This window comes from Tomitella fengzijianii, assembly GCF_007559025.1.
In the GTDB taxonomy this organism is placed as follows: Bacteria; Actinomycetota; Actinomycetes; order Mycobacteriales; family Mycobacteriaceae; genus Tomitella; species Tomitella fengzijianii.
Window position 1 is genome coordinate 270,799 of sequence record NZ_CP041765.1, and the last position, 19,428, is coordinate 290,226.

The 19,428-nt window shown below is 71.6% G+C and carries 19 protein-coding genes and 1 pseudogene; 12 read left to right on the forward strand and 8 right to left on the reverse strand.

Annotation, left to right across the window (positions count from 1 at the left end; genetic code table 11):
* Positions 1-71 precede the first annotated feature (71 nt).
* Entirely contained in the window at positions 72-1,172 is a 1,101-nt protein-coding gene (locus tag FO059_RS01250; protein ID WP_143905683.1) for a Glu/Leu/Phe/Val dehydrogenase dimerization domain-containing protein, read from the forward strand.
* 20 nt (positions 1,173-1,192) lie between these two features.
* Here FO059_RS01250 and FO059_RS01255 read toward each other — a convergent pair whose 3' ends face one another.
* Positions 1,193-1,696, reverse strand: coding sequence for an Lrp/AsnC family transcriptional regulator (locus tag FO059_RS01255; RefSeq protein WP_143905685.1), 504 nt, complete (start codon positions 1,694-1,696; stop codon positions 1,193-1,195).
* 51 nt (positions 1,697-1,747) lie between these two features.
* Here FO059_RS01255 and FO059_RS01260 point away from each other — a divergent pair.
* Positions 1,748-1,921, forward strand: a pseudogene (locus FO059_RS01260) (amino acid permease); the annotation flags it as partial.
* Between the two features lie 188 nt (positions 1,922-2,109).
* Here FO059_RS01260 and FO059_RS01265 read toward each other — a convergent pair.
* On the reverse strand, positions 2,110-2,511 hold the full coding sequence (locus FO059_RS01265; protein ID WP_143905687.1) for a hypothetical protein: 402 nt from the start codon (positions 2,509-2,511) through the stop codon (positions 2,110-2,112).
* Between FO059_RS01265 and FO059_RS01270 the strand changes: the two genes are divergently transcribed.
* Positions 2,510-2,728 carry a hypothetical protein gene (locus FO059_RS01270; protein ID WP_143905689.1) on the forward strand — a complete coding sequence of 73 codons (219 nt, stop codon included), beginning with the start codon at positions 2,510-2,512 and terminating at the stop codon, positions 2,726-2,728. The two genes, FO059_RS01265 and FO059_RS01270, sit on opposite strands and share 2 nt — an antisense overlap.
* A gap of 49 nt (positions 2,729-2,777) precedes the next feature.
* Here FO059_RS01270 and FO059_RS01275 read toward each other — a convergent pair whose 3' ends face one another.
* From FO059_RS01275 to FO059_RS01285, 3 genes are all read right to left on the reverse strand, one after another.
* On the reverse strand, positions 2,778-3,521 hold the full coding sequence (locus FO059_RS01275) for an amino acid ABC transporter ATP-binding protein (RefSeq protein ID WP_143905691.1): 744 nt from the start codon (positions 3,519-3,521) through the stop codon (positions 2,778-2,780).
* A 1-nt stretch (position 3,522) separates the two neighbouring features.
* Positions 3,523-5,346 carry an ABC transporter substrate-binding protein/permease gene (locus tag FO059_RS01280; RefSeq protein ID WP_143905693.1) on the reverse strand — a complete coding sequence of 608 codons (1,824 nt, stop codon included), beginning with the start codon at positions 5,344-5,346 and terminating at the stop codon, positions 3,523-3,525.
* Positions 5,347-5,446: 100 nt separating this feature from the next.
* Positions 5,447-5,917 (reverse strand): limonene-1,2-epoxide hydrolase family protein, encoded by a 471-nt coding sequence (locus FO059_RS01285; protein ID WP_143905695.1) that lies wholly within the window; start codon positions 5,915-5,917, stop codon positions 5,447-5,449.
* Between the two features lie 202 nt (positions 5,918-6,119).
* On the opposite strand from FO059_RS01285, the gene FO059_RS01290 reads away from it, so the two are divergent.
* The 3 genes from FO059_RS01290 to phnE are packed head-to-tail and all read left to right on the forward strand — an operon-like array spanning position 6,120 to position 9,591.
* Positions 6,120-7,052: a phosphate/phosphite/phosphonate ABC transporter substrate-binding protein gene (locus FO059_RS01290; RefSeq protein WP_233266855.1), complete on the forward strand. Its 933-nt coding sequence runs from the start codon at positions 6,120-6,122 to the stop codon at positions 7,050-7,052.
* A complete protein-coding gene (gene phnC, locus FO059_RS01295) occupies positions 7,043-7,831 on the forward strand; it encodes a phosphonate ABC transporter ATP-binding protein (RefSeq protein WP_143905697.1) in 789 nt (262 codons plus the stop codon). The genes FO059_RS01290 and phnC overlap by 10 nt, the downstream gene beginning before the upstream one ends.
* 5 nt (positions 7,832-7,836) lie before the next feature.
* Complete coding sequence (phnE, locus tag FO059_RS01300) at positions 7,837-9,591, forward strand: phosphonate ABC transporter, permease protein PhnE (protein ID WP_233266854.1); 1,755 nt, start codon at positions 7,837-7,839, stop codon at positions 9,589-9,591.
* Positions 9,592-9,660: 69 nt separating this feature from the next.
* Here the strand turns inward: phnE and FO059_RS01305 are convergent, their stop codons facing one another.
* Entirely contained in the window at positions 9,661-10,803 is a 1,143-nt protein-coding gene (locus FO059_RS01305; protein ID WP_233266853.1) for a TIGR03364 family FAD-dependent oxidoreductase, read from the reverse strand.
* A gap of 218 nt (positions 10,804-11,021) precedes the next feature.
* Here FO059_RS01305 and FO059_RS01310 point away from each other — a divergent pair, with 218 nt between their 5' ends.
* From FO059_RS01310 to FO059_RS01320, 3 genes are read left to right on the forward strand one after another with little or no spacing between them, the layout of a single operon-like run.
* Positions 11,022-11,726 (forward strand): HAD family hydrolase, encoded by a 705-nt coding sequence (locus FO059_RS01310; RefSeq protein WP_143905701.1) that lies wholly within the window; start codon positions 11,022-11,024, stop codon positions 11,724-11,726.
* Complete coding sequence (locus tag FO059_RS01315; protein WP_143905703.1) at positions 11,726-12,847, forward strand: alcohol dehydrogenase catalytic domain-containing protein; 1,122 nt, start codon at positions 11,726-11,728, stop codon at positions 12,845-12,847. Before FO059_RS01310 ends, FO059_RS01315 begins: the two co-directional genes overlap by 1 nt.
* Before the next feature lie 54 nt (positions 12,848-12,901).
* Positions 12,902-13,618 (forward strand): GntR family transcriptional regulator, encoded by a 717-nt coding sequence (locus FO059_RS01320; RefSeq protein WP_143905704.1) that lies wholly within the window; start codon positions 12,902-12,904, stop codon positions 13,616-13,618.
* 456 nt (positions 13,619-14,074) lie between these two features.
* Here FO059_RS01320 and FO059_RS01325 read toward each other — a convergent pair whose 3' ends face one another.
* Positions 14,075-14,725, reverse strand: a complete 651-nt coding sequence (locus FO059_RS01325; protein ID WP_143905706.1) for an MSMEG_1061 family FMN-dependent PPOX-type flavoprotein — start codon at positions 14,723-14,725, stop codon at positions 14,075-14,077.
* A gap of 235 nt (positions 14,726-14,960) precedes the next feature.
* Between FO059_RS01325 and FO059_RS01330 the strand changes: the two genes are divergently transcribed.
* Both FO059_RS01330 and bphC read left to right on the forward strand, forming a co-directional pair.
* Positions 14,961-16,145 (forward strand): acyl-CoA dehydrogenase family protein, encoded by a 1,185-nt coding sequence (locus tag FO059_RS01330; RefSeq protein WP_143905709.1) that lies wholly within the window; start codon positions 14,961-14,963, stop codon positions 16,143-16,145.
* Between the two features lie 104 nt (positions 16,146-16,249).
* Positions 16,250-17,173: a biphenyl-2,3-diol 1,2-dioxygenase gene (gene bphC, locus FO059_RS01335; RefSeq protein WP_143905711.1), complete on the forward strand. Its 924-nt coding sequence runs from the start codon at positions 16,250-16,252 to the stop codon at positions 17,171-17,173.
* Positions 17,174-17,237: 64 nt separating this feature from the next.
* On the opposite strand, the gene FO059_RS01340 is transcribed toward bphC, so the two are convergent.
* Positions 17,238-18,023 (reverse strand): IclR family transcriptional regulator, encoded by a 786-nt coding sequence (locus FO059_RS01340; RefSeq protein WP_158726589.1) that lies wholly within the window; start codon positions 18,021-18,023, stop codon positions 17,238-17,240.
* 188 nt (positions 18,024-18,211) lie between these two features.
* Here FO059_RS01340 and FO059_RS01345 point away from each other — a divergent pair, with 188 nt between their 5' ends.
* Positions 18,212-19,423: a Rieske 2Fe-2S domain-containing protein gene (locus tag FO059_RS01345; protein ID WP_143905715.1), complete on the forward strand. Its 1,212-nt coding sequence runs from the start codon at positions 18,212-18,214 to the stop codon at positions 19,421-19,423.
* The last annotated feature ends 5 nt before the right edge of the window (positions 19,424-19,428 follow it).

The window sequence follows — 19,428 nt, forward strand, 5'->3', positions numbered from 1 at the left end:
GATCCTCGCGTCGGGCGACAACCCGGCCCGCACACCGGGCCGGACCGCAACCACGGAAGGGACACCACCTGATGACCGCCACCCTCACCCGCATGGACGAGCGCACCGCCCCTGATGCCGACACCGCCGGCGTGTTCGCCGGATCCCGCAGCCTCACCGACCGCCCGCACGAGCAGGTGGTGCACGTGGCGGACGCGGAGACCGGCCTGCGCGCGATCATCGCCATCCACTCCACCGCGCTCGGCCCCGCGCTGGGCGGCACCCGTTTCCACCCGTTCGCCACCGAGGCCGCGGCGCTCGAGGACGCGCTGCGGCTGTCGCTGGGCATGACCTACAAGTCCGCGGTGGCGGGCGCCGACCTGGGCGGCGGCAAGGCCGTCATCATCGGCGACCCGGCCGCGATGAAGACCGACGCGCTGCTGGGCGCGTACGGGCGGTTCGTCGAGGCGCTCGGCGGGCGCTACATCACCGCCGCGGACGTGGGCACCGACGCGTCCGACCTGGACGTGATCGGCCGGCACACCGACCATGTGGTGGGGCGCACCGCGGGTGCCGGCGGATCGGGCGACAGCTCCCACCTCACCGCGCTGGGGGTGTACGAGTCGATGCGGGCCGGTACCCGGCACGTGTGGGGCGCGGACACGCCGGACGGGCTGACCGTGGGGGTCGAGGGCGTCGGCAAGGTGGGCCGCGAGCTGGTGCGGATGCTCGTAGACGGGGGCGCCCGCGTGGTGGTGACCGACGTGAACGCGGCCGCCGTGGCCGACGTGCTCGGGCGCTTCCCCGGCGTGCGCGCCGCGGACGGACTGGGCGGTGAAGGACTCGACGTGTACGCCCCGTGCGCGCTGGGCGGCACCCTCACCCCGGGCGGCGTCGACGGGCTGGGCGCGCGGCTGGTGTGCGGCTCGGCGAACAACCAGCTCTCCGACGCGCGCGTCGACACGCTGCTGGCGGCGCGCGGGATCACCTGGGTGCCGGACTATCTCGCAAACGCGGGCGGGCTGATCCAGGTGGCCGGCGAGCGCGCGGGCGACGACGGCGCCGTCGTCGAGGCGCGTGTGCGGGCCATCGGTGACCGCGCCGCGCGGATCCTGGACAAGGCGCGGGCCGAGGGCACCACCCCGGGCCATGCTGCCGACCGGGTGGCCGAGGAGCGCATCGACGGCGCGTGACGCAGGCCGGCCGGCGGCGGTCATTCCGCCGCCGGCGTCGACCTGCCGTGCCCGGCGCCGCGGGTGATGTGGTCTAGCAGCGGCTGGGTCCGGTAGGCCACCGGGGTGGTCAGGGCCAGCGTGGTCGTCGTGTGGGCGACCCCGGGGATCGCGTGCAGCCGCTCGAGCTGGCGGAGCATCGCCTCCTGCGACTCGGCCGCCATCCGCACCAGAAGGTCTTCCCGGCCGGTGGTGGAGTGCACCTCCAGCACCTCGGGCATCCGGCCGAGCTCGGAGATCACCTGCGGAAGCCGCGCCTGCTCCAGCCCGACGCCGATGAACGCCTGCAGCGGCAGCCCCAGCGCCGGGAGATCCAGGACGGGCCGGTATCCGGACACCGCCCCGGACTCCTCGAGTTTCCGCAGCCGTGACTGCACGGTGTTGCGCGTGACGCCCAGCTGCGCGGCGATGCTCACGACCCCGGCGCGCGGGTTCTCGGTGAGCGCGTCGAGCAGCGCGGCATCCAGGCGGTCGAGATCCGTCACCCCTCCACTATCCCACCTCCCCACCTCTTCCACTTCCACCAGGAGCTTGCCATGCCGGGAACCGGAATTTGGCGCACCAATTCCATCGAGCAGTCCATCCAGGACACCGACGAGCCCGGCCGCAGGCTCAAGCGGCAGCTGACGACGCGCGATCTGATCATCTTCGGCGTGGCGGTGGCCGTGGGCGCGGGGATCTTCACCGTCACCGCCCGTGCCGCCGGCGACGCCGAACCCGAGCGCGTTCTGCAGGACGCGTCGCCCGGCTGAGCCGGGGAGGGCGCGGCGCGGGCACACGCGGCATCGAGGATGTGCGCGCCCGTACCGCGCCCGGGGTGCATCATCGATGGGTGACGGACGAAGGAGATCACGCCGCCGAAGGTGACGACGACGGCGCCGCACAAGGCGGTGAACAATCACACGCGGGCCTGTGGAGCGCCGCGCCGCTGGCAGTGTGGGCGTTCGCGTTCGTCCTGCTCCGGATCTTCGCCGTCTCGGGATACGACTGGACGACGGCGTTCGCCGTCTCGACCACGCTGAGCCTCAGCGACGGACTGGGGCTGCTGTTCGGGTCCCTGATGGGCGGCCACATCCTGGTCGAGGTGCTGCTGGTGGTCCTGCTGCCGCTGCTTGCGGCCGACTACCTGTGGTCGCCGCGCGGGCACCGGCCGATCGTGGTGCTCCCACTCGCCGTGTCCCTGGTCCTGCTGGTGGCACTGACCCTCAGCTTCGCCGTGTGGTGGTTGCCGGTCGCGGCGTTCGTACTGCTCGCGGCGTTCGGCCTGATCCGCCTGCTCCCCGCTGAGCAGAGCGCTCATGATGGCGATGGCGCGGGTGGGCGTGGTCGGCGGCGCCGGGGTGCTCCTCGCCGCCGCGTTCGTCCAGACCCCGTGGGTGCCACTCGAGCACATCGCGACCACGGACGGCGAGGTGGTCGGATACGTGATGAGCGTGGACTCGGGGTTCGTGAACGTGTTGACCGAGGACCAGGAGTACCTGATCCTGCCCAGCGGCTCGGTGCTCTCCCGCGAGTGAGTCGTCTGGACCGGGCGCGAGGACTTCGGCATGACCGCAGGTATGGCCGCTACAGCACCTGCGAGAGGAAACGCTGCAGCCGCTCGGTCTCCGGAGCCTCGAAGAGCCGTTCCGGGGCCCCCGTCTCGACCACGATCCCCTGGTCCATGAACAGCACCGCGTCGGAGACCTCGCGCGCGTAACCCATCTCGTGGGTCACCACCACCATGGTCATGCCGCTCGACGACAGGTCCGCCATGAGGGCCAGCACGCCCTTGACCAGCTCGGGATCCAGGGCGCTGGTGGCCTCGTCGAAGAACATCACCTGCGGCCGCATCGCCAGCGCCCGGGCGATGGCCACCCGCTGCTGCTGGCCGCCGGACAGGCTGCCGGGGCGTGCGCCGGCCTTGGCGGCGAGCCCCACCAGCTCGAGCTGCTCGCGCGCCAGGGCCCGCGCCTGCTCCTTGCCCATCTTCTGCAGCTTGCGCGGCGCCAGCGCCACGTTGTCGAGCACCGTCTTGTGCGGGAACAGGTTGAAGTGCTGGAACACCATGCCGATGCGCCGGCGCAGCCGGTCCGGGCTGTCGTGCAGCACGGACTCGCCGCCCAGGAGGATGTCGCCCGCGTCGGGCTCGTGCAGGCGGTTGAGCACCCGCAGCAGCGTCGACTTGCCGGAGCCCGACGGCCCGATCACCGTCACGGTCTTGCCGGCGTCCACGTGCAGGTCGACGCCGCGCAGCACCTTGTTGCGGCCGAACGCCAGGTGCAGCCCGGTGCCGGTCAGCGATACGGAGCCGGTCTCGTCGTCCGCCATCTCAGGCCTCCTCCAGGAGCTTCGCGTCCGCGGGGTCGAGGGCGCCGGACGAGTCCGGGCGTCCGGTGCGCAGGCGGTGGTCGATGTAGTTGACCAGGTGCGTCAGCGGGATCGTGAGCACCAGGTACAGGATCCCGGCCGCGACCAGCGGGGACAGATTGCCCGTCTGCGCGTTGAGGTCGCGGCCTACGGCGAACAGCTCGCGCTGGGTGACGATCAGCCCCAGGAAGTAGATGAGCGACGAGTCCTTGATCAGCGAGATGAACTGGTTCATCAGCGCCGGCAGCACGCGCCGGACCCCCTGCGGAACCACCACCAGCCGCATGGACCCCGAGTAGCTGAAGCCGAGCGCCCGCGACGCCTCCATCTGACCGGGCTCCACGCTCTGGATGCCGGAGCGGAAGATCTCGCCGATGTACGCCGACGACATGAGTGCCAGTGCCGCGGCGCCGAGCCAGTACGGGTTGTTGCCGGTGACGCCCTGCACGATGGGGCCGACGCCCAGGCCGACGACGAGGATGATCACCACGGCGGGCAGGCCGCGGAAGACGTCGGTGTAGATGCGGGACGGCCAGCGCAGCCACCAGTGCCGGGAGATGCCGGCGACGGCCAGGAGCATGCCCAGGACGGTGCCCGCGACACCGGCGGTGACGGCGAGGACCAGCGTGTTCGGCAGGCCGGTCTTGATCAGGTCCGGGAACGCCTGCTTGTACAGCGACCAGTCGAAGAACGTGTCGCCCAGCTGCTGCAGCGTGGAGCGGGGTTGCTGCTCGGGCGCCGCCGCGGCCCGGTCGGCGGCCGCGGCCGCATTGGCCTCGGCGGCGGCCTGGATGTCCGGGAGCACCGGCATCGGGGCGGCCTTGCTGCCGGGCTTCCACCCCTCCGGCAGCGGGCGCGGCACCCAGTCGGTGTAGAGCTGCGCCCAGGTGCCGTCGGCGATCACCGCGTCCAGCCCCGAGTTGAGCGCGTCGATGAGCGGCTGGTTGTTCTTGGCCACCGCCCAGCCGATGTAGTTGTCCAGGCTGAAGGTGTTCTGCACGATCGCCATGCCGTCGCCGGGCTTGATCGCGCCGATCGCCTGCTGCGAGGGCGCCACCCAGGCGTCGATCTGGCCGGACTTGAGGTTGGCGTAGGCGGTGGCGTAGTCGGGGAACTTCACCGGGTGCAGGTGCAGGCTGTTGACCACGTAGTCGTCCTGCACGGTGCCCTGCACCACGCCGATGCGCGTGCCGGGGCCCAGGTCGGAGAACGACTGCACGCCGCCGCCCTCGGGGGCGACCAGGGAGAAGTAGCCGAAGTCGTATCCGTTGGTGAAGCCCACGGTCTTCCGCCGGTCGGCGGTGGCGGTGATGGACGAGGAGCCCACGTCGAACCGGCCGGCGGCCACCTGCGCCAACAGCCCCGCGAAGTCGGTGCCCACGAACTTCACCTGCAGGCCCAGCTCTGCGGCCACCGCCCGCAGCAGTTCGTTGTCGAACCCTGTGTAGACGTTGTCCGAGTTGACGCAGATGCTCGGCGGCGCGTCGGACAGGGTGCCGACGGTGATGACGCCCGGCGTGCTCAGGTTGAGCGCGGACGTGTCGATGCGGTCCAGCGGGATGACGCCGGCGGTGGTGTAGCGGTCCTCGCCCGCCGCGGAGGTGTCCACATTGGACGGCGCCGCGGTGGCGCCCGCGAGGCCGTGCGGCGCGCACTGCCCCTCGGGGGCGCCGCCCGCCGCACCCGTGCCCGCGCCGGAGCCGCAGGCGGCGATCGCGCTACCGAGGATCGCGACGAGCACGAGCCCGATCAGTATGCGGATGCGGCCCGCCGCGCGTCTGGACATGCGCAGAAGGATAACCGCCGGAGTGGGGCGGAGCGCGGTCGTCGGGGCGCGCGTGTGCGCCGCGGCACGCACCGGTCCGCGTGTGAGGGATGCCCGGCGGTCAGCCGGGCATGGGCCGGTTGAGCGACGGCGACACCAGCCCCGCGAGCGCGCGGAGGAAGGCCTTGGTGCAGTCGAAGAAGTCGAAGTAGTCGCGCCACAGCGTGATCCGGCCGCCGCGGACGACGAACTTGCCGCACACCCAGAAACGCATGCGCAGCCGGCCCAGGCGGATCTCGTCGATGCGCTCGGTCAGCACCGTCTCGCCGTCGGCCGCCGCGGAGATGGTGTGCACGCCGAATCCGATCCCGGGGCGACAGAGCAGGTCCACCACCGTGCGCATCCTGCGCTCGCCGCGCACGGTGGCAAGCCCCACGTTGGTGTAGACGATGTACTCGTCCACCAGGTCCATGGCGGCACGGCCGTCGCGCGCCGCCAGCGACTCGAGGAACCATGCGGCGACGGCGACCGGCGCGCCCGCCGTGCCGGAAGCGCCCGCGTCGGGATCCGTGGCTGCGCTCTTCTCGGTCATGATCGCCCCTCGGTCGTCTGCGCCCTCCTGATCCGGGCAACGGCACCACCGTTCCACAGTCCGGGGGCCGGGGGAAGGGCACGACCGGACGAGCGGCCGGAAGTGTCGCCGGAACTTCGCCGGGCGTTCACCGCGCCGCAGCGTCCGGCTCGCCTGGGACGACTTGCATGGGCATCGTCCGAATACACATGAGGAGTCACCCATGAAGCGCATGACCGCACCCGCGCGGCGTCTCACCGCCGTTGCGGCAGCGGTGGCCGCAGGCGGCACGCTCGCCGCCTGCGGGCAGTCCGCGCAGGCCGCCGGCGGCGACGAGCTGGTCTTCGCCGCAGTGCCCGCGGAGTCTTCGTCCACGCTGCAGCAGTCGTTCGAGCCGATTGTCGAACTGCTCTCGCAGGCGACGGGCAAGGAAGTGGTGTTCCAGAACGTCACCGACTACGCCTCCGTCATCGAGGGGCAGCGGGCCGGAAAGATCGACATCGCCTCGTACGGTCCGTTCTCCTACGTGATCGCCCGCGAGGCGGGTGTGCCCGTCGACCCCGTCGTCGCGTCCGTAGACGAGGCCGGGGCGGTCCCGTCCTACAACTCCGTCGCCTACGCGCTGCCGGGATCGGGCATCACCGATCTGGCGGGAGCACAGGGCAAGCGGGTCTGCTTCGTGGACCGCGCGTCCACCTCCGGCCACCTCGCCCCGCTCGAAGGGCTGGCCGCCGCGGGGCTGGGTCCCGGCGGCTACAGCGAGGTGATCGCCGGAAGCCACGACGCGTCGGTGCTTTCGCTCGTGGGCGGGCAGTGCGACGTGGCCTTCACCCACAACGACATGCTGACCACCCTCGAGCGGTCGGGCCAGCTGGAGCCGGGCGCCGTCGAGCAGGTGTGGCAGTCCGCGCCGCTGCCGGAGGACCCGATCGTCGTCAACCGGGACACCGTCGACGACGAGACGCGCGAGGCGATCGTCACGGCGCTGCGCGAGCGGGCGAACAAGCCCGCGCTCGTCGACGCCGGGATCTGTCCGTCCGAGGACGAGTGCACGCTGCCGGAGGAGACCGAATGGGGCTACACCCCGGTCGACGACGCCGACTACGACGCGGTCCGGCGCATCTGCGAGGTCACGAAGGCGGAGGCATGCGCATGATCGCGGCATCGCTGCGCGGGGTCACCAAGGATTTCGGCGCCGTGCGCGGGCTGGACGACGTGGAGCTGGACTTCCGCTCCGGCGAGGTGACGGTGCTGCTGGGGCTGTCGGGCTCGGGCAAGTCGACGCTGCTGCGGCACCTCAACGGGCTGCAGTCGCCTACGGCCGGCGAGGTGTCGGTGCTGGGGTCCCGGATCGACGCCGGCGACGGGCGCGGCCTGCGCCGGCTGCGCCGCCAGGTGGGGTTCATCTTCCAGCACTTCCACCTGGTGGAGTCGATGTCGGTGCTCGAGAACGTGTGCACGGGGCGACTCGGGGCGCTTCGCGGGCCGCGCCTGTCGCTGATGATGTACCCGCGGTCGGTGCGCGCCGAGGCGATGGCGCAGCTGGAGCGGGTGGGCATGGCGGACAGGGCGTTCCAGCGTGCCGACACGCTCTCCGGCGGGCAGAAGCAGCGGGTCGCCATCGCGCGGGCGCTGATCCAGCGGCCCCGGATCCTGCTCGCCGACGAGCCGGTGGCCTCCCTGGACCCGGTCTCCGCGGCCGAGGTGATCGACCTGCTGCGGGAGATCGGCGACGAGCAGGAGCTCACCGTGATCTGTTCGCTGCACCAGGTGCGGACCGCGCTCGATTTCGCGGACCGGATCGTGGGTCTGCAATCCGGCAGGGTGGTGCTGGACGAGCGCGCCGCCGGCCTCACCGCCGACGCCGCGTTCTCCATCTACGACCGCGTCGCGCAGCCGGATTCACTCCGGCGTGTCCCGGCGCTGGCCGGCTGAGCGCGGTGCCGGTGCGCACCCTGGAACGGCCCGCGCCCGCGGCGGGGGCCTCATCGGGCCCGCGGCGCCCGCGGCGGCTGGAATCGGCGGCGGCCAAGGCGGTTCTGGCGGCGCTCGTGGTGGCAGGGATCTGGTCGATCTCCGAGCTGCAGATCAACGTGGCATCCATCGTCGACTCCGCGGGCAACGCCGTCGACTTCGTCGGCCGGATGCTGCCCCTGGACTTCCCGCCGGTCGCGGAGCTCGCCGGGATGATCGGCGAGACGCTCGCGATCGTCCTGCTGGCCACCGTGCTCTCGGTGGCCCTGTCCATACCGGTGGCCGTGGTCGCCGCGGAGAGCACCGGCCGCACCCGGGCAGGACGCTCCGCGGCGCGCGGATTCATCGTGCTCATGCGCGCGATCCCCGACCTGATCCTGGCGATCGTGTTCTTCCGCGTTTTCGGGCTGGGCGCGCTCCCCGGCGTGCTCGCGATGGGGCTGCACTCCATCGGCATGGTCGGCAAGCTGCTGGCCGACGCCATCGAGGATCTGGACCCGGGGCCGCGCGCCGCAGTGCAGGCGGCGGGCGGCGGCCGTGTGCAGCAGGTGGTGGTGGGCGTGCTTCCCCAGCTGCTGCCGCAGATCATCGCTACCGGGCTGCACCGTTTCGACATCAACCTGCGCACCTCCGTGCTGCTCGGGTACGTGGGCGTGGGCGGGATCGGCCTGGCCATCGCCGAGTCGATGCGGACCCTGGACTACCAGCGGGGAATGGCGTTGGCGCTGACGGTGCTGGTGCTGTGCATCCTCACCGAACTCGTCTCCGGCGCCTTCCGTCGGCGGCTCCTTGGGACGCCCCGCGGCCTGGAGCGCCGGGGCCGGGAGCAACGGGGACGGACCGTGGTCCGCTGGGCCGATCGCGTCAGCGGCGGCTGGGTGACGGGAGGCGGGCGTGCCGGTGCCGCAGAGGCGGGTGCCGGGGGCGTGTCGGCGCCACCGCGGCTGAGCCAGCCCTGGGATGCGGACCGGGTGCGCCGGTACCTGTGGGGCGCGGTGATCGTCGCGCTGGTGTTCCTGGCCTGGCACGACGCGGGCATCTCGGTGGTCGGCTTCCTCAGCGGCGCGGCCGACCTGCCGTCGACCGCGCTGATGTTCTTCCCGCCGGACCTGTCGGCCGTGGGCTCCACGCTGTGGCCGGAGCTGCTGACCACGCTCCAGATCGCGCTGGCGGCCACGCTGCTCGGGGCGGTTCTGGCGGTGCCCATCGGCATGCTCGCCGCCCGCAACGTCGCCCCGTCGCCCATCGTGCACGGCACCTTCCGCGTCCTCATCGTGCTGGTGCGCGGCGTCCCCGAGCTGATCCTGGCGATCGTGTTCGTGGTGGTCACGGGGCTCGGCGCGGTGGCGGGCACGCTCGCGCTGGCGATCGGCGCGGTGGGGCTGCTGTCCAAGCTGGTGGCCGACTCGCTCGAGGAGACGGACACCGCGGTGCAGGACGCGCTGCGCGCGAACGGGGCCGGGCGGATGCAGGTGTTCGCGGCGGCCACGCTGCGTCAGGCGACGCCGGCGTTCGTCGCGCACGTGCTCTACCTGCTGGACACCAACGTGCGGGCGGCGACGCTGCTGGGCGTGGTGGGCGCCGGGGGCATCGGCTACTACCTGCTCAACGCGTCGCGGATCGTCGACTTCGCCACGGTGACCACCATCGTGCTGATGATCCTGGGCGTGGTGCTGGCGATCGAGGGGCTCGCCGTGTGGCTGCGCAGGGCACTGCGCTGAGTGCACTGCGCTGAGTGCACTGCGCTGAGTGCACTGCGCTGAGGGGCGGCGGGCCGGGCCCGCCGCCCCTCACAGCTCCGCGAGCGTGCGGCGGGCGATGCCGAACGACAGCGTCATGCCGATGCCGGAGGTGACCACGGCGACGGTGGTGGCGTCGTCGAGGCGTTCGTGCACCAGGTTCGTGTCGTCGCTGGAGGCGTAGACGCCCTGCCATCGCTGACGGACCCGCAGCGGGGTCGTCGGGCGGAGGATGTCCGCCGCCGAGTCGACCAGGGGTCCGTAGACGTCCTCGTCGAGGAACGGGTCGACGGTGTGGGCGCGCACGTGCGAGTCGCCGACGATGAGTCCGCCGTCGGGGCGGCGGCTGAACATCGCGTTGGCGTCGATGTGCAGCAGCTCGGGCTGCTCGGCGGCGATGGCCCGGCGCAGCGCACCGGCCGCGTCGGTCGCGGACATCGCGCCGTAGCGGAGCATCGACGTGCCGGTGAGCACGGGCGACGGGTTGTCGTAGCCGTCCACCGGCGCGGTGAGCATCATCTGCAGCGCGCAGCGGCGGATCCGCCACCGCCGGGCGAGGTCCGGGAACAGCCGGTCGAGGTCGTGCCCCACGCACACCACCACGTGGTCGGCGGTGAACGTGCCCCGCGGCGTCTCCACGCGGCCCCCGCCGGCTCCGGTGACGGCGGTCCGGGTGAGCAGGTGCACCCGCTCGTGCGCGGACAACCAGCGCGCCAGCGCGGGCGCGGCGGTGCGCGGATCCACGGACAGATCGTCGGGCAGCAGGGCGCCGCCGGAGGCGGACTCGCCGCCCGCCGCGCGGGTGCCGCGGATGCGCGAGCGCACCTGGTCGCCGGTCAGCAGCCGGACCCGCTCGGGCCCGCGGGTGCGCTGCAGCTCGTCGAGCACCGCGAGTTCTTCCGGTCGTCGCGCCACCACCAGCGTCCCCGCCCGCGCCACGGCGATGCCCGTCGCCGCGGACATCGCCAGCCAACCGTCGCGGGAGTCCAGGGCCAGCGGATGATCGCCGTCGGCCTGGGGTGTTGTGCAGACGTGGCCGAAGTTGCGGACGGACGCGCCGACGGGACGCTCGTCGCGTTCGATCACGCGAACCGTCAGGTCCCGCCCGGCGGCCTCGAAGGCGTGGGCGAGGCCGACGATTCCGGCGCCGACGACGAGCAGGTCGGTATGAGTGGAGGATTCGGCAGAGGTCACCGTACGAGCATCACATCCGCGGGGCGCGCGCCGGCGGTGTGCGGACGAGGGCACCGAGTGTTCACCCGAAGATGGGCGGGCGTTGGCCTGGGCGTGGGCGGGCGGTACCTGCGGGGCAATAGCGTCGGTCGCATCGAGGGGCGTGGCGCCCCCGCCGCAGCGGGACGCGGGCCGCGAGGCCGGTGCTGCGGCGCAGGAGTCGACAGGCGGGAGCGGGCATGGTCGAGCTGGTGGCATTCGACATCGCGGGAACCGTGATGGACGAGGGCGGGATGGTCTACGAGGTACTGCGCGAATCGGTCGAGCGGAAGGGCGTGACCGTCACCGAGGAGCAGTTCCTGCCGTGGACCGGCATGGAGAAGCGCACGGCGATCGACAACCTGCTGCGCCTGGGGCGCACGGTGCCGACGGAGACGATGGTCGACGACGCCTTCGCCTGGTTCTCGCAGGAACTGGTCCGCCGGTACCGGGAGACGCCGCCGCAGCCGTTCCCCGGCGTGGAGGAGCTGTTCGCCAATCTGCGGGGCTGCGGGACCAAGGTGGCGCTGACCACCGGGTTCACTCGCGAGCTGACCGACGCGCTGCTGGCCGGTCTGGGCTGGACCGTGGGCGACGGGGACCCGGACGCGACCCTCGACGCGGTGTGCGCCGGCGACGAGGTCGAGGCGTCGCGGCCGCACCCCGACATGATCCACGCGGTGATGCGGAGCGCCGGAGTCGAGTCGGCGTCCGCGGTGATCGCCGTGGGGGACACGCTGGCGGATCTCGATGCGGCGCAGAACGCGGGGGCCATCGGCGTGGGGGTGACCACCGGCGCCTGCGACCGTGCCGCACTGGAGACGAGGCAGCACCGCAGCATCCTGGACGCCGTCGTCGAGCTGTGGTCGGATCCCGTCTTCGAGATCTGCGCCGACGCGGTCTGATGGCGGAGGCACGAACCGCTGCCGCGGACGCGGGGAGCGCGCTGGCCCAGGTGTGGCACGGCGGCATGGACTTCCGGCTCACTTCCTTCCCCCTGCCTGAGCCCGGCCCGGGCGAGGTCACCGTGCGGGTGCTCGTGTCGACGGTGTGCGGATCGGACCGGCACACCGTCGCCGGACGCAGGAGCGCGCCGTCGCCGTCGATCCTGGGGCACGAGTCGGTGGGCGAGGTGGTGGCCGTGCACTCGGACGGCGTCTGCGGAGTCGACGGACGCGGGTTGCAGGTGGGGGACCGCGTGGTGTGGGGCGTGACCGCCGCGTGCGGCCGCTGCGACAGGTGCGCCGCGGGCGTCTCCGCAAAGTGCCGGCTGCTGCGCAAGACCGGCCACGAGCCGCTGGGCGTGTGGCCGTTGTCCGGCGGGTTCGCCACGCACGTCCACCTTCCTCGCGGTCTGCCGATCATGCCGGTCCCGGACGCCGTGGCGGACGGGCCGGCCGCCCTCGCCGGGTGCGCGGTGGCCACGGCGGCGGCCTGCGTCGACGCCGCCTTGCAGCGCGCGAGCCGTCCGCGGAGGGCGCTCGTCCTCGGCGCGGGTCTGCTGGGAGTGGCCACGGTGGCCGCGCTCGCGGCGGCCGGAGTCGAGCAGATCGAGGTCCGCGACGTGGACGCGTCGCGGGTGGATTTCGCCCGCCGGTTCGGCGCCACCGCCGGGCGGGTGGTGCGGCGGGACGGGGCTCCCCGGTCCGGTACGGGGGACGGCGACCTTTTCGATGCCGCGATCGACATGTCCGGCACGCCGGGCGGCGTGGCGGCGTGCGTGGGTTCGGTGGACGTCGGCGGGGTGGCGGTGCTGGCGGGCAGCGTACGGCCGCACGCCGCGGTTCCGCTGGACGCGGAGCGGGTGGTGCGCGGCCACATGTCGATCGTCGGGGTCCACAACTACGTGCCGGTCCACCTGCGCGATGCCGTCCGGCTGCTGGCCGCGACCTCGTCCTCGTCGCCGTGGTCGGAGGCCGTGGAGCCGCCGGTGCCGCTGTATCGGCTCCCCGGCCTCTTCGCCGGCCCGCCGGCGCGGCTCCGCGCGGCGGTGGCCCCGTCGAATCCCCAATCCTTCGGAACCTGAACCGGTCGAATCCTGAAGCAATGGACGCCTGAACGAGTCGAGGAGTGCTGAGTGATGACCGTTGCCGTCGATGCGTCGCGGCGCCGCCGTGACGAAGTGGTCGATGCGCTTGCGGGACAGGCCGCGAGGCTGCGCGTCGGAACGCGTTTGCCCAGCGAGGCCCAGATCATGCGCCAGTTCGACGTTTCACGCTCGGTGGCGCGCGCGGCCATCGAACAGCTGGAGAGTTGCTACTTGGTGCGCAGAGTGCAGGGGATGGGGACCTACGTGCACCGGCGCCTCGACGTGCCGGTGGGCGGGGACGGCCTGCCGTCGTTCCACCGGGTGATCGCGGCGGCGGGCGCGCGGCCGAGGACGGTGGTGGTGGCGACACTCGCAGAGCGCGCCCCCGACGCGGCGGCGGCGTTGCTGGGACCCGCCGTCACCTGCAAGGTCGAACGCCTGGGGTTCGTCGACGACGACCCGACGAGCGCGCTCGAGCACTGGTTGTGCCCCGGCGCCTTGCCGGAGCCGGCGGTGGCGTTGCGCGCCTACGAGTCTGTGCACGACTGCCTCGACGCCGCCGGGGTGGACGCGCAGTGCGTGCTGCGCCGGGCCACGACGGACTCGGCGCCGGCGTGGGTATGCCGACGGCTGGAGTTGCCGGCGCGGTCCGAAGCCTGGCTGACGGAGTCGGCGTGCGTCGAATCCGGAACCGGCCGGCCGCTGTACTACGCGCGCGTGTGGTCGCGGATGGATCGCGTACGTCTGATGCTCGACGCGGCGGAGTGAGCGCGACCGCGGAACAGGCCGGCCGGGCTGCATCTCTCCGTGCCGCGCGCGGATCAGCGCGCCGCGCGCCGATCCGCTCGGCGTGTCGCGGGAAGTGGCGCGCGGGGCAGGTCCGGCAGCGGAGAGCGCGAGCGCGGAGGGATGCGGGGTGCGCGGTCGCCGGGTCGCGGCGTCGCGGAACCGCTAGGCCGTCGAGCCGGTGCCGCCGAGCGAGTCCAGCTGGTCGCGCACCCAGCCCATGAAGACGTTCAGGGGGGTGAAGGACATGTCGAAGTCCATGCTCATGGTGTGCCTTTCCGTCGGCGCGTGTCAGTAAGTGTGCGCGTGTCAGCAAGTGTGCGGGTGTCCGCAAGTTCGGGGGCGTCCGACGTCGCATCCGACGTGAGCGCCCACCGCAATCTACCGACGCGCGGTGCCACGCGCCACGACGGAGGCGGACGGAACGCGGTGCGCGTCTCAATACAGGTGGTCGCGGTACTCCTCGGCCCGGGCAGGCGGCGCGTCGTCCGGCACGGCGATCCCCAGCTGTTCGTGGATCATCTCGCGCAGCGCGGGGACCTCGCCGTGGTCCACCCAGGTGTCCGGCTGCCACACCTTGCCGCGCAGCATCGCGCGGGCGCAGTGCGTGTAGACCTCGTCGATGCGGACGATCATGGCGAGCTGCGCGGGCCGGCCGGCCAAGGCGAGGCCGGTGCACAGTTCCGGGTCCGTGGTGAGGGTGGCCCGGCCGTTGACCCGGACGACCTCCTCGAGCCCGGGGACGATGAACAGGATCCCCACGTGCGGGTTCGCCAGGATGTTGCGATAGGAATCGCCCCGCCGGTTGCCCGGCCGGTCGGGGAGGATCAGCGTGTGCTCGTCGGGCATGCGCACCACGCTGGTGAGGTCGCCGCGCGGGGAGCTGTCGCAACGTCCCGCGGCGTCGGCGGTCGCGAGCACGAAGAACCGGGCGTGCCGGATGAACTCGCGCACCAGTGGCGTCGTGTGCGGCGTGGCTTTGGCGATGATGTCCGGATGCGGCGGGCCGCCCAGGATGTTCTCGAGGTGCTCGGGCGTGGTGATCCGGTGCGACTGCGGCGCGGCCACCGTCGCTGCTGACGTCTCCATCGGGCCTCCTCCAGTACTCCGCAGACAGGCTACGCAACTCCGGTGCGGGCCGTGCCTGTGCGTGCGGGGCGCCCGTCGGCCGCAGCGCGCATACCGTCCCGGACGCGCCCGAACTCGACTTTTCCCGCGTGGCGGGAAGCGGCGTTCCGGCGTGATGCTCACCACTGTGATCGTGGTCGCATGCGGCGCCGGGCGTGGGCCCGGCATACCTGCACGATTGCGACGGGAGTGGGTTATGGGCAACAAGGTTCTCGAAAGCATCGAGAAGCACGCGGACGAGCTTTTCGCGCAGGGCGCGGAGGCCGAGAAGATCGGCAAGCTCACCGATCGGACCGTGGAGATCATGAACGAGGCGCAGGCGATGCGCATGTTCCAGCCGGCAGAGTACGGCGGCCTGGAGTACCGGCCGCGGCAGTTCGCGGAGACGGTGATGCGGCTCGCCTCCCTCGACCCGGCCGCCGGCTGGGTGCTGGGCGTGTGCGGGGTGCACCCGTGGCAGCTGGCGTACAACGACAAGCGGGTGCGTGAGGAGGTGTGGGGCGAGGACAGCAGCATCTGGATGGCCTCCCCGTACATGCCGGCCGGCATGCTCACCCCGAAGGGCGATGGCACCTACGGCTTCAGCGGGCGCTGGTCGTTCTCCTCGGGCACCGATCACTGCCGCTGGGCGTTTCTGGGCGGCATGCTGACCAACGCCGACGGTTCCATGCCGGCGGAGCCGCAGATGGTGCACGTGATCGTGCCGCGCACCGACTACGAGATCATCGACGGCTCATGGGACGTGGTGGGCCTGCGCGGCACCGGCAGCAAGGACCTGGTCATCAAGGACGCCGTGGTTCCCGACTACCGCTTCATGACCTGGGACGACGTGGTCAGCGGCGACGGTCAGGCGCGGTCGGGCCGCACCGAGACGCTCTACACGCTGCCGTGGTCCGGCATGTTCCCGCTCGGCATCACAGCGGCCACCGTCGGCATCTGCGAGGGGCTGCTGCGGCTGGCCCAGGATTACCAGGCCGACCGGATCAACGCCCAGGGCACGGCCGTCAAGGACGACCCCTACACCATGTACCGCTTCGGCGAGCTGATGGCGGACATCCGTGCGGCGCGCGCGGAGCTGCTGGCCAACGTCGACGACCTGTGGAACACGGCGGAGAAGGGCGGGCAGCCGGACTTCGCGAGGCGTGCGCAGGGCCGCGCGACGCAGGTGCGCGCCGCGTGGCGGGCCGTGGAGGCCGCGAACGAGATCTACGCGCGCTGCGGCGGAACGGCCCTGCGCATGGAGATGCCGATGCAGCGGTTCTGGCGCGACGCGCAGGCCGGCATGCACCACGCGATCCACTCGCCCAACACCGTGTACCACGCGTCGGCCCTCAGCGCGCTGGGTGCGGATCCGCAGGGGCCGCTGCGGATGATGATCTGAGCGGGACTCGCCGCCGCGAAGGCGGCGGACCGCGAGAGGATCGGTCGTGGATCGGAAAGGCGCGTTCGCGAACGCCGCAAACCAGAGGAAGGACACCGAGGGGAATGGCCGACAAGCAGGTGGAGCGCGAGATCCGGGCGCTCGGGTACATCGAGGTTCAGACGAATGACATGGAGCGCTGGCGGAAGCTGGCGTTCGGGGTGCTCGGGTTCGCGGAGGGCTCGGGGCCCGATGAGAATGCGCTGTATCTGCGGATGGATGAGCGGGCGGCGCGGATCATCGTCACGCCGGGCGAGTCCGACGGGGTGACGGTGGTCGGCTGGGAGGTGCGCGATCAGGAGGCGCTCGACCGGTTGCGCGAGACGGTGACTGCCGCAGGTGTCGAGGTGCGGGATCTGACGCAGGCCGAGGCGGATGCGCGCCGGGTGGAGGCGGCGATCGCGTTCACCGATCCGGCGGGCACGAAGCTGGAGGTGTTCCACGGGGCGCTGCTCGATCACAGTCCGGTGGTGACGCCGTTCGGGGCGAAATTCGTCACGGGTGCGCAGGGGCTGGGGCACGTGGTGATCCCGGTGCCGGACCAGGGCGCGGCCTACGACTTCTACGTCAAGACGCTCGGGTTCCTTTCCCGCGGGGCGTTCCGCATGCCCGCGCCGCCCGAGTACGGGCCCTTGCGTATCCGGTTCTTCGGGGTCAATCAGCGTCATCACAGCCTGGCGATGATGCCCTCGCCCAAGCAGGGGCCGGGGCTGATCCATGTGATGGTGGAGGTGGACACGCTCGACGCGGTGGGCGAGGCGCAGGACCGCGTGGTCAAGGAGGGCATCTCGCTGTCGTCGACGATCGGGCGGCACACCAACGACAAGATGGTGTCGTTCTACGTGCGGGCGCCGGGCGGCTGGGACATCGAGTTCGGCTGCCAGGGCATGCTGGTGGACGAGGAGCACTACACGGCCGAGGAGATCACCGCGGACAGCTACTGGGGCCACGACTGGTCCGGCTCCGAGCCGCTGGCCGTGATGCAGTGAGCAGCTGCGGCGATTCCTGACGCGGCAGTGCCGCCCGTGGCTCGCCCCGGGCGGCACTGCCGCGTCAGACGCCCCCGCGATGCTCGAGCATCGGATTCGGGCTGGCGTGGCGGGTGATGTCGGCGGCGGCCGCGAGCAGTGGGGCCACCAGCCGGTTGTCGATGCGTGCCACCGGCGCGCAGATCGAGATCGCCGCCACCGCGCGATGCCCGTCGCTGGTGTCCGCCACACCGGCCAGCACCGGGGTGGCCACGCAGCCGATCCCGTTGAACGACTCGGCGCGGTCCACCGCGAAGCGGCGCTCACGTACTTGGGCTATCTCGCCGTGCAGCAGGTCGAGGTCCGTGATCGTGCGCGAGGTGGCGGGAGCCAGATGCCGGATCCCCTCGATGAACTCGTCCGTCTCCGCGGCCAGCAGCACTTTGCCCACGGCCGACTGGTGGGCCGGCCGGTGCGTGCCGATCCGCGTGGGCACCGCGGCGCCGAAGGCTCCGCCGCCCAGCTTGTCCCAGATCATCGCTTCGGTGCCGTCCAGGTAGGCCATGTGCACGACATAGCCGGTCCGCGTGTGCAGCTGGCGCAGCCGTGGATAAGCGATGCGGTGGAACCAGTGGTTGCGCACGCCCTCCGTGCCCAGCGCGAACAACCGCACGCCCAGCTCGTAGTTGGACCCGACGCGCAGCAGCCACCGCATGCGCACCATGCGGGTGAGCAGCCGGTGGGCGGACGACCGGGGGATGCCGGTGTGGTCGACGACCTCCGACAGCGTCAGGTAGCCGTGCTCCTGGACGGCCCCGAAGATGAGGTCGACACGGTCGAGCGTGGAATCGCCTGACCTGCCTGTCGGCATCCGTTCCCCTCCCATCTGCGTGTATTCGCGTTCGGCGCCGCGGCGTGGACGCCCGCGCGAGTCCACCTTCCGTTGCGGCGCGGCGATGGGGACCGATAATTCCCTCTCTGTGGGAAACCACCCTGGCCGAGATCACATTCTGCGCGCAATGTGGTGTGAAGCACTTCACCTATGATCGGAGACTGGGAATGACGGTCATTGACACACCGGGCCAGGGCAACGCGGACGACGCGGTCGACGGCGACGAGGTTCGCCTGATCGAGAAGGGGTCCGCGCCGGAGCGGTTCGCCCGCGGCTGGCACTGCCTCGGACTCTCGGAGTGGTTCCGCGACGGCAAGCCCCACTCCGTCGAGGCGTTCGGCGGCAAGCTCGTCGTCTGGCAGGACACCAAGGGCGAGCTCAACGTGCTGGACTCGTACTGCCGGCACATGGGTGGCGACCTGTCCCAGGGCACCGTCAAAGGCGACGAGATCGCCTGCCCGTTCCACGACTGGCGCTGGGGCGGCGACGGCAAGTGCAAGGAGATCCCCTACGCCAAGCGAGTGCCCATGCGCGCCCGCACGCAAGGCTGGAAAGCGATGGAGCGCAACGGCCTGCTGTTCGTGTGGAACGACCCGGAGGGCGGCGAGCCCACCGCGGAGGAGACGATCCCCGAGCTCGAAGGCTGGGGCAGCGACGAGTGGACCGGCTGGTCCTGGAACAAGCTTCCGGTGAGCGGCTCCAACTGCCGCGAGATCATCGACAACGTCGTCGACATGGCGCACTTCTACTACGTGCACTTCGCGTTCCCTCAGCACTTCCGCAACGTGTTCGAGGGGCACGTGGCCACCCAGTACATGGATTCCAAGCCGCGCCTGGACGTGCAGTCCGGCACCAACTACGACGACCCGAACAGCACGCTGCGCTCGGAGGCGTCGTACTTCGGCCCGTCGTTCATGGTGGACTGGCTCTGGAACAACGCCAACGGCATGACGATCGAGACGGTTCTGATCAACTGCCACTACCCGGTCTCGCCGACGTCGTTCGTGCTGCAGTACGGCGCGATGGTCAAGAAGCCCAAGGGCATGTCCGACGAGGCGGCGCAGGCGATGGCCGAGCAGTTCGCCCAGGGTGTGAAGACCGGTTTCGAGCAGGATGTGGAGATCTGGAAGAACAAGACCCGCATCGACAACCCCCTCCTCAGCGAGGAGGACGGCCCCGTCTACCAGTTGCGCCGCTGGTACGAGCAGTTCTACGTGGATCGCGCCGACGTCACCGCCGACATGACCCGGCGCTTCGAGTTCGAGGTGGACACCACCAAGGCCAACGAATACTGGGAGGCCGAGGTGGCGGATAACCTGGAGCAGATGAAGACCAAGGGGATCGAGGCGGGCGTCCACGCCCCCAAGCTCGACGCGTAAGGGAC

What these genes read in the sequence shown, in the direction of transcription:
- FO059_RS01250 (WP_143905683.1), top strand. Translation starts at nt 72, where the DNA reads ATGACCGCCACCCTCACCCGCATGGACGAGCGCACCGCCCCTGATGCC.
- FO059_RS01270 (WP_143905689.1), top strand. Translation starts at nt 2,510, where the DNA reads ATGATGGCGATGGCGCGGGTGGGCGTGGTCGGCGGCGCCGGGGTGCTC.
- FO059_RS01265 (WP_143905687.1), bottom strand. Translation starts at nt 2,511, where the DNA reads ATGAGCGCTCTGCTCAGCGGGGAGCAGGCGGATCAGGCCGAACGCCGC.
- FO059_RS01275 (WP_143905691.1), bottom strand. Translation starts at nt 3,521, where the DNA reads ATGGCGGACGACGAGACCGGCTCCGTATCGCTGACCGGCACCGGGCTG.
- FO059_RS01280 (WP_143905693.1), bottom strand. Translation starts at nt 5,346, where the DNA reads ATGTCCAGACGCGCGGCGGGCCGCATCCGCATACTGATCGGGCTCGTG.
- FO059_RS01285 (WP_143905695.1), bottom strand. Translation starts at nt 5,917, where the DNA reads ATGACCGAGAAGAGCGCAGCCACGGATCCCGACGCGGGCGCTTCCGGC.
- FO059_RS01290 (WP_233266855.1), top strand. Translation starts at nt 6,120, where the DNA reads ATGAAGCGCATGACCGCACCCGCGCGGCGTCTCACCGCCGTTGCGGCA.
- phnC (WP_143905697.1), top strand. Translation starts at nt 7,043, where the DNA reads ATGCGCATGATCGCGGCATCGCTGCGCGGGGTCACCAAGGATTTCGGC.
- FO059_RS01310 (WP_143905701.1), top strand. Translation starts at nt 11,022, where the DNA reads ATGGTCGAGCTGGTGGCATTCGACATCGCGGGAACCGTGATGGACGAG.
- FO059_RS01315 (WP_143905703.1), top strand. Translation starts at nt 11,726, where the DNA reads ATGGCGGAGGCACGAACCGCTGCCGCGGACGCGGGGAGCGCGCTGGCC.
- FO059_RS01320 (WP_143905704.1), top strand. Translation starts at nt 12,902, where the DNA reads ATGACCGTTGCCGTCGATGCGTCGCGGCGCCGCCGTGACGAAGTGGTC.
- FO059_RS01325 (WP_143905706.1), bottom strand. Translation starts at nt 14,725, where the DNA reads ATGGAGACGTCAGCAGCGACGGTGGCCGCGCCGCAGTCGCACCGGATC.
- FO059_RS01330 (WP_143905709.1), top strand. Translation starts at nt 14,961, where the DNA reads ATGGGCAACAAGGTTCTCGAAAGCATCGAGAAGCACGCGGACGAGCTT.
- bphC (WP_143905711.1), top strand. Translation starts at nt 16,250, where the DNA reads ATGGCCGACAAGCAGGTGGAGCGCGAGATCCGGGCGCTCGGGTACATC.
- FO059_RS01340 (WP_158726589.1), bottom strand. Translation starts at nt 18,023, where the DNA reads ATGCCGACAGGCAGGTCAGGCGATTCCACGCTCGACCGTGTCGACCTC.
- FO059_RS01345 (WP_143905715.1), top strand. Translation starts at nt 18,212, where the DNA reads ATGACGGTCATTGACACACCGGGCCAGGGCAACGCGGACGACGCGGTC.